13 protein-coding genes are annotated in these 14096 nt (G+C 69.8%); 3 read left to right on the top strand and 10 right to left on the bottom strand.

Annotated features, from left to right (window positions below; genetic code table 11):
• Positions 1-67 precede the first annotated feature (67 nt).
• Entirely contained in the window at positions 68-2191 is a 2124-nt protein-coding gene (locus IT371_16955) for a serine/threonine protein kinase (protein MCC6749356.1), read from the bottom strand.
• Positions 2192-2447: 256 nt separating this feature from the next.
• Between IT371_16955 and IT371_16950 the strand changes: the two genes are divergently transcribed.
• Positions 2448-3428, top strand: coding sequence for a response regulator (locus IT371_16950; GenBank protein MCC6749355.1), 981 nt, complete (start codon positions 2448-2450; stop codon positions 3426-3428).
• On the opposite strand, the gene frr is transcribed toward IT371_16950, so the two are convergent.
• From frr to rpsB, 4 genes are all read right to left on the bottom strand, one after another.
• The gene (gene frr, locus IT371_16945) at positions 3425-3982 is read right to left on the bottom strand and encodes a ribosome recycling factor (protein MCC6749354.1); all 558 of its coding nucleotides are present in this window, start codon (positions 3980-3982) and stop codon (positions 3425-3427) included. The two genes, IT371_16950 and frr, sit on opposite strands and share 4 nt — an antisense overlap.
• Positions 3983-3994: 12 nt before the next feature.
• Entirely contained in the window at positions 3995-4717 is a 723-nt protein-coding gene (locus IT371_16940) for a UMP kinase (protein MCC6749353.1), read from the bottom strand.
• Entirely contained in the window at positions 4714-5370 is a 657-nt protein-coding gene (tsf, locus tag IT371_16935; GenBank protein MCC6749352.1) for a translation elongation factor Ts, read from the bottom strand. The genes IT371_16940 and tsf overlap by 4 nt, the downstream gene beginning before the upstream one ends.
• Before the next feature lie 132 nt (positions 5371-5502).
• A complete protein-coding gene (gene rpsB / locus IT371_16930; GenBank protein ID MCC6749351.1) occupies positions 5503-6468 on the bottom strand; it encodes a 30S ribosomal protein S2 in 966 nt (321 codons plus the stop codon).
• Between the two features lie 342 nt (positions 6469-6810).
• Here rpsB and larB point away from each other — a divergent pair, with 342 nt between their 5' ends.
• Complete coding sequence (gene larB / locus IT371_16925; GenBank protein MCC6749350.1) at positions 6811-7584, top strand: nickel pincer cofactor biosynthesis protein LarB; 774 nt, start codon at positions 6811-6813, stop codon at positions 7582-7584.
• 369 nt (positions 7585-7953) lie between these two features.
• Positions 7954-8616: a cytochrome C gene (locus IT371_16920; GenBank protein ID MCC6749349.1), complete on the top strand. Its 663-nt coding sequence runs from the start codon at positions 7954-7956 to the stop codon at positions 8614-8616.
• A gap of 63 nt (positions 8617-8679) precedes the next feature.
• Here IT371_16920 and IT371_16915 read toward each other — a convergent pair whose 3' ends face one another.
• The 5 genes from IT371_16915 to IT371_16895 all read right to left on the bottom strand — a co-directional run bounded on the left by IT371_16915 (position 8680) and on the right by IT371_16895 (position 14096).
• Positions 8680-9600: an SHOCT domain-containing protein gene (locus IT371_16915; protein ID MCC6749348.1), complete on the bottom strand. Its 921-nt coding sequence runs from the start codon at positions 9598-9600 to the stop codon at positions 8680-8682.
• 394 nt (positions 9601-9994) lie between these two features.
• The gene (locus IT371_16910; protein MCC6749347.1) at positions 9995-10993 is read right to left on the bottom strand and encodes a hypothetical protein; all 999 of its coding nucleotides are present in this window, start codon (positions 10991-10993) and stop codon (positions 9995-9997) included.
• A gap of 327 nt (positions 10994-11320) precedes the next feature.
• Positions 11321-11770 carry a hypothetical protein gene (locus IT371_16905; protein MCC6749346.1) on the bottom strand — a complete coding sequence of 150 codons (450 nt, stop codon included), beginning with the start codon at positions 11768-11770 and terminating at the stop codon, positions 11321-11323.
• A gap of 83 nt (positions 11771-11853) precedes the next feature.
• The gene (locus tag IT371_16900; GenBank protein MCC6749345.1) at positions 11854-13164 is read right to left on the bottom strand and encodes a DUF58 domain-containing protein; all 1311 of its coding nucleotides are present in this window, start codon (positions 13162-13164) and stop codon (positions 11854-11856) included.
• On the bottom strand, positions 13161-14096 hold the full coding sequence (locus tag IT371_16895) for a MoxR family ATPase (GenBank protein MCC6749344.1): 936 nt from the start codon (positions 14094-14096) through the stop codon (positions 13161-13163). The genes IT371_16900 and IT371_16895 overlap by 4 nt, the downstream gene beginning before the upstream one ends.

Here is a 14096-nt window from a genome sequence, read left to right as displayed (position 1 = left end):
CATCATAGCCAAAGGAGGGGCCGGAACAAGCCCTGTCGCCCCCATGGCGCTCAGGCCCACGTCGCCGTCAGCGTCCCGAGGAGGGAGGGGCTCCGAGGGGCGGCGCGGGCTTGGTCGTGGCCCTGGCCGGCGGGCGGTCGCGCAGATAGAGGAAGTAGGCCCCCACGCCCGCCACGGCGAACATGAGCACGATCACCACGACGCCCACCCACTTGAAGATCGGCGCGGGGTCGCGCACGACGAGGGGGCCCATCGACTCCTCGGGGAGCGTCGGAATCGAATCCGAGCCGATGACGGGCAGCGACCCCGAGTCGAGCAGCGGCAGAGAGCTCGAGCCCGGGCGCGAGGCCGAGCCAGCGCCGAGAGCTGTCACGCCGCTCGAGATGCGCTCCGACGGCCGCCGCCGCGGAATGAGGACCGGCTCGGGGGCCGCATCGGAGATCCCGGGGAGCGAGCCCGTCTTCAGCCGGCGCACTGCTCCCGACGGAGCGCGACCGAGTCCCGGGGCCGGCACGGCCGGCGGCTCGAAGCCCGCCTGGTGGATCACCGTGGGTCCTTCCTCCTCGTCGAGCTCGGTGTGAATGACCAGCCCGTTCGCCCCCGGCTGGATCAATACCCCGCTACTCGCGCCCACGGCGTCGCGCGGCTCGGGCGGGGCGGGTCGCGCGAAGGTGGGGGCGGAGAGCGACGGGGGAACCGTCGTCGCCTTGACCGGCGCGGTGATGGGCGTGGACTCCTCGATCGACGCCGTGGCCGGCGTCAATTCCTCGAGCTCGGCCAGCGGCGCAATGGGGACGCGCGCAAAGGTTCGAACGCCCGTCTCCTGGCCCAGCGGATCGTCGTGGTCGGTGGCGTTCAACCCGGACCAGTCCTCCCCGTGCCCATCGAGCGGCGCGAAGGGCGTCGGCTCCTCGTCCGAAAGGATGCGGTGCTCCGCGGACGCCAGCCGCGACGGAGCTACCGGGGCGCCCCGCTCCTCGCCGGCCGCCGCGACCTCCGGCCGCGCGAGCAGGTGGGCGAAGGACTCCACCATCGTCGGCCCCCCCGAGACGAAGGTCTGCTCGTCGTCCCCATCCTCGGGCGCTGAGCTCGCCGCCAGCGCCGACGCCGCACGCTGCGGACGTCCCACCCGGGTGGCACCCGCGGGCCGTTCCGGAGACGCAGCACCGCCACGCACGGGGAGCGGCGCCGCCAGCCGCGCGACGGGCGAGGCCGGCCGCGCGGGCGCAGGGGGGCGCGTCGCCGACATGCCATCGTCGTTGCGTCCGTCCGGAAAGCAGCGCTGCATCCACTGGGCGAGGTCGTTCGAGATCAGCCCACCGCCAGCGCTCCGACAGTAGGCGGCCAGCTCGGCGTGGACCTGCTCCGCGCTCTGGTAGCGCTGCGATGGATCGCGCGCGAGGGCCTTGAGCGCGATGGCGTCCAGCGCGGCGGGGACCTCGGGGTTGACCGCCGACGGCTTCTCCACGGGGGCCTTGAGGAGCCGCTGGATCGTCGTGACCTGATTTGCGGCCAGGAAGAGGTGCTTGCCCGTCAAGAGCTCGTGCAGCACCGCCCCGAGGCCGAAGAGGTCCGCGCGGTGGTCCACCGGCCGCCCGAGGATCTGTTCCGGCGCCATGTAGCCGCACTTGCCGCGCACCTTGCCGTGGGTCGTCTCCTTCGCGCGATCGCGCACCTTCGCGATGCCGAAGTCCACGAGCTTCACCTCACCGGCGAACGACACGATCACGTTCTGCGGGCTGACGTCCCGGTGCACGATCCCGAGGGACCGCCCGTTGCCGTCCTTGCGGCCGTGCGCGTAGGCCAGCGCCTCGCAGACCCCGAGCACGATGTGCGCGGCCACGGCCACCGGGACACGCTCCCCCCGGCGCAGAAAGCGCTCCTGGATCGCCCGCAGGTCGAGGCCGTCCACGAACTCCATGGCCAGGTAATACGCGCCCTCGATCATGCCGAAGTCGAACACCTGGGCGATGTTCCCGTGGGTCAGGTGCGCCATGAGGCGCGCCTCCTCGATGAACATGCTCACGAACTTCTGGTCGCGCGACAGCGACGGCAGGATGCGCTTGATGCCAAGGATCTTCGAGAAGCGTTCCCCCCGCGCCATGCGCGCGCGGAAGACCTCCGCCATCCCGCCCACGCTGATGCGCTCCAGGAGTTCGTAGGGGCCGAACTGTTGCGGGGCCGCCGCCATGACGCGTGCGGCTAGGGTAGCACCATCGCGCCTCGGGGACGAATGGGGGTTCGCGCGACCCTCCCGGCGGTCCCGGCGGACCTCCCGGCGGAGACACCCCGCGCCCTCCTGCGGTCGCAACCCGGCCAAAGCACGACCCACAGCGTCAAGCTCGCCGCGGGCACGCGAGGTGCACCTCTCGAGCGCCGAAGCGCGATCACCGCGCAGGTGCCGGCCGCCCCCTCCTTCAGGGGTTGGCCCGAAGGGGAGACAGCCGATGGACCCGTATCGCATTCATGTCGTCGAGGACGAAGAGGTCACCGCCGCGGTGCTACGACAATCGCTCGTGGAGGTGGGCTACGAGGTATGCGGCGTGAGCACCCGCGGCGAGGAGGTGCTCGAAAGCCCCCTCCTGCCCCAGCCCGACCTCCTGCTCATGGACATCCAGCTAGCCGGGTCTCTCGACGGCGTGGATACAGCCGTCCGGCTCTACGAGGAACAGCGCCTGCCCGTCGTCTTTTTGACCTCGCACGACGACGACGCGACCCTCTGCCGGGCGCGCGCCGCCCACCCTTACGGCTTCGTGCACAAGCCCTTCGACCCCGAGCGCCTGAACATCGTCTTGGAGGTGGCCCTGGCCCGGCACCAGGCCCAGCGCGAGCTCTGGCGGGGCATCGCCCACCGCAGCGAGGAGGTCCCGCTCCCCGGCCAGCCCCACGCGCGACCGGCACCGGCCGACGCGCGCCCGAGGCCCACGGCCATCCTGCCGCGGGCGGCGTTCCTCGCGGAGGGGGCGCGGCGCCTGCGCGACGACCGCGGCGCGGTCCTCACCTGCTTCGACCTGGACGACCTCGGGGCGATCAACGAGCGACTCGGCCTTTCCGCCGGGGACCGCGCGATCGAGGAGTTCGGCGCGCTGCTGCTGGCCACGCGCCGCACGACCGACCTCGTCGGCCACGTCGGGACCGACGAGTTCGCGGTCCTCCTCGACGGCGCCTGGGTCCGCGAGACGAACGACTTCCTGCGGCGCGTGCGGGTCGCGCTGCGCTGCTTCGCGCGGCGACCGGACGCGGCCTTCGTCCTCTCCACGAGCGTGGGAATCGTCGCCACGCCTCGAGGACAGCCGGCCTCGATGGAGACGCTGCTCCTCAGGGCCTACCGGCGGATGTACGAGGACAAGTGGAGCAGGAAGGTGGCGCGAACGACGAGGGTGGAGGGGATGCGGCGCGCGACGGGGGCCTTTAGGGGGTGTCCCTAGCCCTCCATGATCTCCTTCTCCTTGCCCGCGACGATCTCGTCCACCTTCTTGACGTACTCGTCGGTGAGCTCCTGCACGCGAGCCATCCCCTTGCGCAGGTCGTCCTCGGAGATCTCCTTGTCCTTCTCCAGCTCCTTGAGCATCTCGTTCGCGTCCCGCCGCTGGTTGCGCACCCCGACCTTGGCCTCCTCACCCAGCTTCTTCACGTCCTTCACCAGCTGGTTGCGGCGCTCGCCCGTGAGCGGCGGAATGGGCAGCCGGATCACCTCGCCGTCCGAGGACGGGTTCAGCCCGAGGTTCGACTGCTGCACCGCCTTCTCGATCGCCTGGACCATGTTCTTCTCCCAGGGCTTGATCGTGATGAGCCGCGGGTCCGGCACCTGCACCGAGGCGATCTGGTTGATGGGCGACGGCGTGCCGTAGTAATCGACCTTGATGCCGTCGAGCAGCGACGCGTTGGCGCGCCCGGTGCGGCGCTTGGCCAGGTCCCGCTTGAGGGCCTCCATGGCGCCGTTCATGTTGTCCTTCAGGTCGTTGAGGATGTCGTTGACCATCGTCTTCGCTCCTTAACTGCGCTGCTCCACCACGCGGCTGCCCACGGGCTCGCCGGAGATCACGCGCCGGATGTTCCCTTCGGCGGTCATGTCGAAGACCACCATCGGCAGGCCGTTGTCGCGGCAGAGGGTCACGGCCGTCAGGTCCATCACCTGCAACCGTCGCTCCAGGACCTCGCGATACGAGATCTCCTCGAAGCGCACCGCGTCCGCATGCTTCTTCGGGTCCTTGTCGTAGATGCCGTCCACCTTGGTGGCCTTGAGCAGCACGTCCGCCCCGACCTCGAGCGCGCGCAGGGCCGCCGCCGTGTCCGTCGTGAAGTACGGATTCCCCGTCCCGCCGCCCAGCAGCACGACCTCGCCGTCCTCGAGCCGATGCACCGCCTCGCGCCGGGTGAAGGGGTCGCACACCTGCATCACCGGAATGGCGGAGAGGATCGACGCCCGGATCCCCTCGCGCACCAGGGCGTCCTGCATGGCCACGCAGTTCATCACCGTGGCCAGCATACCCATCGTGTCGGCCGCCGTGCGATCCATCCCCGCCGCCGCCATGGTCATGCCGCGGAAGAGGTTCCCCCCGCCGATCACCACGGCCACCTGGCTGCCGCGCTTGAGGACCGCGCTGATCTCCTGCGCGATGCCGGAGAGCACACGCGGGTCGATGGAGAGGCCGCCGCCCCCTTCGAGGGCCTCTCCGCTCAGCTTGAGCAGGACGCGCCGGTACGGAGTCGTCACTGCTGACCCGCCAGTTCCTTGATCTCCTCGGCGAAGTCCTTCTTCTGGATCACGATCCCCTCGCCCACCTCCCAGCGCACGAAGCGCCGAACCTTGCAGTTCTCGCCCACCTTGGCCACCAGCTCGGTCACGAGCCCCTTGATGTCCTTCTTGTTCTCCTTCACGTAGGGCTGCTCCATCAGGCAGACCTCCGTGTACCACTTCTTGATCCCACCCTCGACCATCTTCTCGATCACCGCATCGGGCTTGCCGCTCTCCTTGGCCTGCGCGATGCGGATCTCCCGCTCCTTCGCCACCGCGTCGGCGGGAACCTCGTCGGGGGTCATCCAGCGCGGCGCCATCGCGGCGATCTGCATCGACAGCTCGTGGACGAAGTTCGTGAACTCCTCCGTCTTGGCCACGAAGTCGGTCTCGCAGTTCACCTCGACGAGCACGCCGATCTTGCCGCCGGCGTGGATGTACGAGTGCACGAGCCCGGAGGCCGCGGCGCGGTCGGCCTTCTTGGCCGCGGTCACGAGGCCCTTCTTGCGCAGGAACTCGGCCGCCTTCTCCATGTCCCCGGCGCACTCGGCGAGGGCCTTCTTGCAGTCGGTGAAACCCGCCAGGGTGCGGTCACGCAGCTCCTTGACCATCTGGGCAGAAATCTCGCTCATGGCGACCTCTCCATCTTCGGTAGGGGGCGGCGGCTCCGGCGCGTCGTCGAGCGCGGAGGGCCACCGGGCATCTCGTTCGATCGATCTCGCGCTCGGCTCGCCGGCACGGCACCGGCGGGCCGAGAAAGGATCTTACTTCTCGTCCTCGGGCTCCGCGGCAGCCTCGGGCTCGGGACGCGCGCCGCCTCGACGGGAGACGACCTCGACCTTGGGGCCGTCGCCGCCGGACGAGACGCGGATCGGCTCGTCGCGAGCCTCTTCGCGCACGTCGCGATCCTTCACCGCCACGGCCCGGTCGCGACCGAGGCGTTGACCCAGGATGCACGCGTCCGCGATGCGCGAGGCGAACAGGCGAATCGCCCGGATGGCGTCGTCGTTCCCCGGAATGACGTAGTCCACCACGTCCGGATCGCAGTTCGTGTCGGTCACCGCCACGACCGGGATCTCGAGCTTGTTGGCCTCGGTGATGGCGATGCGCTCCTTCTTGGGGTCCACCACGAAGACCACCCCCGGAACGTTCGACATGTTCTTGATGCCGCCCAGGTTGCGCTCGAGCTTGATGCGCTCACGGTCGAGCCTGAGGAGCTCCTTCTTGGTGAGCTTCTCCGAGTTGTTCGGGTCGCCGACCTTGGACTCGATGGACTTCAGGGTGTCGATGCTCGTTCGCACCGTGCGCCAGTTGGTCAGCGTGCCGCCGAGCCAGCGGTTGGTGACGAAGAACATGCCGCAGCGGGCCGCTTCCTCGCGGATCACTTCCTGGGCCTGCTTCTTCGTGCCCACGAAGAGCACCGGCTGGCCGTTGGCCACCGTCTCCACCACCTTGTTGAAGGCGCTGATGAAGAGCGGCAGGGTCTTCTGCAGGTCCACGATGTGGATGCCGTTGCGGGCTCCGTAGATATAGGGACGCATCTTCGGGTTCCAGCGCTTGGTCTGGTGCCCGAAGTGCACGCCCGCCTCGAGCAGCGCGCGCATCGTCATCACCGGCTCGTCTTGCAGAGCCTCCTTCATGGTCTTCGCGGTCGACATGGTCTCTCCTTGGCGTTGTGCAGAACGTGTCTGCAGCCTCCGCCCTCGGGCTTGCTCCCGCTCGACTCCCATATATAAGGAGCACGCCGTGCGGGTCCCTCGGGCGTGTGATTTTCCCGGGCCGTGGGCACCCGAGCTAAGTTGGCCGGATCCCTAACATGCCCGGTTTTCCGTTGCAACCATCGCGCCGGCCCGGCTTGGTGGCGCCGAGGCCGGGGGCGACGGCGGTAGCGGGCACCGAGGCCGCAACCGCCGTCGTCACCGAGCTGGCGGGCGGTCCAGCCACCGGGGACCTGTTTCTGCGTACTTCGCCCGCTGGCTTCCAGGTTTTGCTGGCACGAACAGTGCAGCCGCCCCAGGCACCAGTACGGTTGCGCTGACTGCCACCTCGGGACGGACCCGGAGAGCCTCACGATGAGCACGCGAAGAAGGACCCTTCCGTTCCTGGCGCTCCTCGCCCTCGGATGGCTCCCGCTCCACGCGGTCACCGGGCCCGCGGCCTCCGCCCGCACGAAGAGTGCTGCGCCCTCCCGGGCCCCCATGGGGAACGAGCAGGTGGTCTTTTGCGGCAACAAGTCGCCGGAGCGGGTGCAGCGCGATTTCGCCGCTCGGATCGCGAACAACGCGGTGGTGATCGGCACCAAGGCCACGCGGGCCCAGTACGAGGCGCTCCAGGGCAGCGCGGGGCTGGCGGGCCTGGACCTCCAGTTCCACGAGCTGGCGGGGGTGATCACGCTCCAAGCGAAGAAGGTCCGGTCGGTGGGACGGATCGTGGTCGCCACCGCGGGGACCGCGGACATCCCCGTCGCCGAGGAGGCGGCCCGGGTGGCCGAGGCGATGGGCAACAAGGTGCTGCGGGTCTACGACTGCGGCGTGAACAAGCCCGAGAAGGTCCGCCAGAACAAGCGCGCGTTCAACGCCTGCAACGTGGTCATCGCCGTGGCGGGGATGGAAGGGGGCCTGCCGAACGCGATCGCCGCCACCACGAATAGGCCCGTGATCGCAGTACCGACGAGCGTCGGCTACGGCACGGGCCTCGGCGGACTCGCCGCGCTGATGGGAATGCTCAACGCCTGCTCGCCCGGCATCACGGTGGTGAACATCGACAACGGCTTCGGCGCGGCCTACGTCGCCGACCGGATCAACAAGCAGTCGGCCGGGCGAGGGCGAGGAGCGGCGCGCCGGTAGCCGCCCGGAGCAAGCCGATTCTTCGGCACCGGACAACGAATCCCCGGCAGCGCGGACCACCTGAGATCTTAAAGGCAACCGCTCGGGCAGGCCCGGTCGCGTGCCGACAATTCGGCACCTGAAGGCACTCAGGACGCACCGGCGAGTGCCCGCGGGGGCTCGCGAAGCGAGGCGGCCGGCTACGACGAACGACATGCCCGGCAGCCGAGGCTGCGGTATTTTCGCGCAATATCAAAAGATTGAATACCTTGCGGCGCTCGAGCTCGCCCGGCCTCGCCCCGCGGTGGACGCCGTCCCGCGGGACCTCACTACATTGCGGCACATTGTGTGCATGGCGCTTTCTCGCACAGGTGTCTTCGGGGGACCGCCATGGGAAGAGCCAGCAACCGGCACGGCACGCTCGTCCAGTACGTCGCGCTCACCGTCGCGACCGTGGCTGTCGGGGCCGGCGGCTCGACGGCCATCGGCGGGATTCAGGGCAGCGAGCACGACTTCTCCGCCACCGGCTGGGCCCAGGGACAGATCTGCGTGCCCTGCCATGCCCCCCACAACGCCAGCACCAGCTTCCGGGCGGTTCCGCTCTGGAACCACGCCGTGACGACCGCGACCTACAAGGTCTACACCAGCGAGTCCACCATCCAGATCCCGGGGGAGCCCGGCGTCCTCTCGAAAGCCTGCCTGAGCTGCCACGACGGCACGATCGCGCTCGACGCGTACGGTGGCGCCACCACCGGCTCGAACTACCTCACGGGCCCCGCGAACCTGGGAACGGACCTGAGCGACGATCACCCTGTCGGCGTCCTCTGGGCGCACCAGACCACGGCTTCCGGTGCAGGAGCTCCTCCGTGCTCGAACTGCCATGCGGCTCACGGGATGGGAGGGGGGATGAAGAACCCAGGACCGGTGTACTTCTACAGCCGTCGCGTGGAATGCCCCACCTGCCACAGCGTGCACAACAGGGCCAACCTTCCCCGGATGCTGGTCAAGAGCAACGCCCGCTCCGCCCTCTGCCTGCACTGCCACGGCAAGTAGTCGTCCGGCGGAGACCGTCCGGCCGACGCTCGTCGTACGCGCTTCTGCTTCCTGACGAACCGGCTACCTCCCCACGAACCGGCGGAGGAGCTGCGCCTTGGCCGCACGGTAGGCGTCGGGGCTCAGCTCGCCCCGGTCGGCCCGCTCCTTGAGCTCGCGCAGCGCATCCTCCAGCGTCTCCGCCGGGGTCAGCGCAGCGCCGGAACTCCCCTTCGCAGGAGCCGCCGCCGCGGGGCGCGCGAGGAGACGCGCGGCCTCGGCCCTGATATCCACCAGCGTGAGCTTCAGCTCTGCGTTGCCGTACCAGTGCGCGTAGGCCGGGTTCTGATGGAAGGCGCCCTTCACCGTCTTGGCCAGGTCGAAGAGCTTCATCTTGAAGAAGAGGCGCTCGAGGTGCGAGGTGTCCTCGTAGAGCATCTGGCCGTCGAGCACCAGGGCGTGACCGCGCTGCGGATGCGGTGGCCGCCGCCCGGGCATGGGGTCCAGCTTTCCGCGCCGCGCCACCTCGCGGATGACCTGCTCCGCCTGCCGCACGAGCGCCACGCTCTGCTCGCGGACCTGGTCCGCCCGCGCCAGCTCTCGCGCGGCAAACGCGCGAGCGTGGCAGCGCGCACAGACCTTCAGCATGTGCTCACGCTCCCACACGAAGCGCGCCTTCGCGTGGAGCTGGCCGGTGGCGCTCATGGTGAGGCCCCGGGAGACGTCGTGGCCGCCGTCCGGCAGGTGGCAATCCTGGCAGGTAGCTCCGCGGCCCTTGCCGAGGGTGGCGTGGAGCATCCCGTGGCGCGAGGTCTGCCACATCTCCCACTGCGGGTGATCCGGACCCATATGGCACTTGGAGCAGACGGCCGGGTCCCTGGGCAGGCGGCGCTCCGTACCATGGTTGGAGTGGCAGGTCGCGCACGAGCGCTCCACCTCGTGGCAGCGATTGCAGCCCACCTCGGCCATCGCCTGGGTCTGCTTCAGGAAGCGCCCGCATTGCACGGCCGAGATCGGTCGCGCGCTCGAGGCGTCGTGGCAGAAGCGGCACTCGCTCTGCGTCCGCCCGGAGAGGGCTCGCGTGCAACCCCACCCCGAGTGCAACCCGAGAGCCCATGCCGACCCGAGACGTGGCTCCGGTGGGCCTCGCGGTGGCACCGGCCACAGACTCCGGCCCCGACGTAGGCCTCCCCCTTCTCGATGCGGCGATGGTCCGAACCATGACACGCGGCGCAACCCACCTTGGCGCGAGCGTGGGCGCTGGCCTGCCAGACCTTCACGTGGGAGGGGGTCTTCTTGCGGTGGCAATCCAGGCACGAGCCCTCGCCCGCGGCGTGCAGGGCGCTCCACGGCCAGAGCCCGGCCACCAGCGTGAGCCCCGCGATGGGCGCGCGAGCCTTCATGGGAGCTCCAGCCGGCGTCGAGCCTCTCGATAGTCCAGGGGAGTGATCAGGCCCTGGCCGCGCCAGCGCCGCAGGAGCAGGAGCTTGGCGCGCGCCGCGGGACCGAACGTCGGCCCCGGTTCACCCGCCAGTCCGGAGACCACGTGGAGGCGCTCGCCGGCCACCACGACGAGGGTGCCCCCGAGGGCTGCGAAGAGCCCCCGAGCGTCGTCGGCGAATCGAGCTTGCTCGTGACCCTCCACGTAGAGTCGCCCATCCGCCAGCACGAGGCGGCCCGTGGGCGACACGGCGAGAGTCCTGCCCGGCACGGGCAGCGTGCCCGAGCGCGTCTGGGTCCACGGGTCGATCCAGCTCACGCCGATCGGTCCGCTCCCCACCAGCAGCCGCTCGCCATCGGCGGAGAAGCGCACCTGCCCCGCCCCGAGCGCCACGCGCGCGGCGACGACCTCCGCTCGGGTCTCCAGATGACGGACGGTCACCACGGTGCTGGGCGGAAACGCTGGCGGATCCTTGATGCTGGTGTACGCGATCTCGTCGCCGAGAGGAGAGAGCTCGAGCCGCAAGAACTCAGCCAGGCGGTGCCCCCAGAGGCGCAGGTGGCCTCGCTTGAGCTGCGCCTCCCCCAGCCGCTCGCTCCTCACGGGCTTCCCCGCTCTCCACCGGTGGAGGTCCATGCGCAGCTCCCCGGCGAACGAATAGACCTTGATCGTGAAGCCGAGGGCCAGGAGCTCGTCGGGGCCGAGCCAGGCGAGCCCGACCACCTCGCCGGGAAGGAAGGTCGCCTTCGAAGCGGCGCCCCCAAGAGCGTAGACCTCCACGCGGCTCCGCCCGCTCTCGACGAAGGACGCGGCGAGCCTCTGCCCGTCCGAAGCCCAGGAGAGCGCCGAGGGCCTCGCGCGGGCCAGATCGCGAACGCTGCCATCCACCAGGTCGCGCACGACCAGGTCCTCGGCTCCGATGGCCAGCCGGCGCCCAGCGGGATCCAGGGCCAGCACCCGCGCACCATGGACGCCGCCGCGCGACGCAAGCAAGGCACCACGGGGCAGCGAGCCCGAGAGCAGCACTCGGCCACAGCCCGGCAAGAACACGAGCCCTCCGAGGAGAGCGAGCAAAGACCTCTGCAGGCGGAGTCTGGAGCGGCGCGTTCCCTTCATGCCCTGACCTTCGAGCCGCGGGGGGGAGCAGCCCGCGCAGCCTGGACTAGCCCGTTGCCTTCGGCGCGTCGGGGCGAACATCGGGAAGACCGTGACCGGTGCCCTCGCACCCTGCTCACGGCCCGAGAACCTACCACGCCCCAGCGGTGCGGAGCGCGGCGGCGGCGCTCAGAGGTCGAATCGCCGGCCCAGGTCCTTCTCGCGGCCCGGATCGACGATCGGGCCGTCGCGCAGCAAGACACTCCCGTCGAGCTGCGCCGGGTCCTTGCCCGGGAAGCCGCAGCCCGTCCTGTAGGCCGTCACCATGGCCTGCACGCTGCCGCAAACGATCGGTACGTTCTTCGTGAACGTCCCATCGACATAGCAGGCGCACTCTGGCTTCCCTCTGCAGTAGATGCCATAGGTCTTGCTGTTGCAGATCGCTGCGCACACGCACTCGCTGCACTGGATCTGGCAGGACCCGGGCGTGGTGTCGTCGCGTCCGCGGCCGTCGTGCGGCCAGGCCGTCGTATCGGCAAGGTCGGCGTCGGCGATACCCCCGTCGAGGACCCGAGCGTCCGGAGAAGCAGGCGAGGTCGAGGTGCACGCGCCGCAGGCAAGAACCAGGATCGCCGTCACGCAGCCACGCCCGGCCCCGCGGCTAGATGTTGAAGAAGTCATGTGCCTGCCCCCTCCCGGCAGTGAAGCCTCAGGCCCAGCCCTTACAGCAGCTGCTCGGCCTTCACCTGCAAGTAGCGGTTGATGAGCTCCGGCGTGGTCTGGCCCGGATGGATGTCCAGGACCAGCGCCCCCATGCGCTGGAGGTGCGAGACCATGTGCTCGCGCCAGGTGGCGAGCTCCGCGGCGGCGCCCACCTGGTACATCTCGCGGGGCGTCGCGGGGGCGCTGTCAGCGAGGGCGAAGAGATCCGCATCGCGCGTGAGCAGGACCAGTGGCAGGTGCCGGCGGAGGAGCACCCGCAGGTGCGGCTTCAAGAGCTCGAAGCTCGCCGCGTCCATCACGTTCGTCAGCAGCACCACGAGGCTGCGCTGCCGCACGCGCCGCTGCACGGTCAAAAAGGCCGCCTCGTAGTCGGGCTCGGCCGACGAGACGTGCAGGTCGTAGAGCGAGTGCAGGATCGCCGTCTTCGAGCGCAGCCCGGTGGCGATGGGCAAGAAGGTGTGGACCCGCTCGTCGAAGGCCAGCAGCCCGACGTTGTCCCCGAGGTCGAGCGCGAGGTGGCTGAGCATGAGCGTCGCGTTCAGCGCGTGGTCCAGGTTCGAGAGCCCCCCCCACTCGCCCGCCATCAGGCGGCTGCAGTCCACCATGAAGAAGACGTTCTGGTTGCGGCTCACCTGGTACTCGCGCGTGATGAGCTTCAGGTAGCGCGCCGAGGCGAAGGGGTCGATGCGACGGTAATCGTCGTCGGGCTGATAGTCCCTCAGGCGGTCGAACTCCTGGTCCTGGCCGCGCCCGCGGGTCAGCCGGAAGCCCATCAGGTCGATCCGGTTCCGGCGCGCGAGGAGCGCGTACGTACCGAGCTTCTTCACGTCGGGGAAGACCTTCATCGCGTGCGGCAGACTGACCACGTACTGCCGCCGCCAGAGCTTGAGCAGGCTCTCCACGCGCAGGTAGGTGCGCCCCGCCTCGAAGGCCCCGCGGGTCCTCGGCACCACGCGATAGGCGAAGGCCTGCCGCTCCTTCGACCGGATCACCCCGGCCGCGGGGAGGCCCTCGACCGACATGCTCGACGGGAAGGACTCCACGACCCGCACGTGCAAGCGCCGGCGCGTCAGGTTCTGCACCACCAGCACGAAGCGGTTGGTCGTCCCGACCGAGAGGTTCGTCGGGCCGCGCCGGTCGAGCTTGAGCTTACGCAGGCGCGGCAGGCTCACGAGGTCGGCGAGCGCGAGCAGGAGCAGCACCGCGTCCGCCACGTAAACCCAGGGCCGCACCACGGGCAGCACGACCCCGAGCCCCCCGAGGGTGGCGGGGCCGAGCAGCAGGAGGAGCAGGCGGCCGGTGGGGATCACCTGAGCTCCGGGACCTCCACCGAGGCCAGGATCTCACGCACCACGTCGTCGGCGGTGAGTCCTTCGATCTCGGCGTCGGGGTTCAGAATGATGCGGTGGCGGAGCGTCCACGGGGCGAGCCGCCGCACGTCGTCCGGGTTCACGTAGTCACGCCCCACCATCGCCGCGGCGATGCGGCTCGTGAGGAGCAGCGTGACGCTGGCCCGCGGGCTCGCGCCCAGGTAGAGGCTCCCCCACTTGCGGGTCTGGGCCACAATCGAGGTGATGTAGTCCACCACGCGGTCGTCCACCCGCACCTCGGCGCCGCGCTGCTGGAGCCACTGGATCGTCGTCGCGTCGCAGACCGCGCGCAGCCCCATGCGGCTGAGGTCGGTCACGTCGAAACCCGCCGCGTAGTGCGCGAGGATGCGGTTCTCCTCGGCCTTCGCGGGGTAGCCCATGCTCAGCTTGAACATGAAGCGGTCGAGCTGCGCCTCGGGGAGCGGATAGGTCCCCTGCGACTCGACCGGGTTCTGCGTGGCCATGGTGATGAACGGGCGCGGGAGCGCGTAACCCTGGCCGTCCACCGTGACCTGGTACTCCTGCATCGCCTCGAGGAGCGCGCTCTGGGTCTTGGCCGGGGCGCGGTTGATCTCGTCGGCCAAAAGGAGCTGCGTGAAGACCGGCCCGGGGCGGAAGACCAGCTCGTTCCGCTTGGCGTCGAAGATCTTGTTCCCCGTCACGTCCGAGGGCATGAGGTCCGGCGTGAACTGGATGCGCTTGAAGCCGAGCGAGAGCACCTGGGCCAGCGTCCGCACGAGAAGGGTCTTACCGAGCCCCGGCACCCCCTCGATCAAGACGTGCCCCTGCGCCACGAGCGCGATGAGCACTCCCTCGATGATCTCCTCCTGACCGACGAGGACCTTGCCCACCTCCTGGCGGATGGCCTGCAT

The organism is Deltaproteobacteria bacterium (assembly GCA_020848905.1).
Classification (GTDB): Bacteria; Myxococcota_A; Polyangia.
The sequence above is the reverse complement of the archived record's forward strand: the minus strand, read 5'-3'. Positions and strand labels throughout refer to the sequence as shown.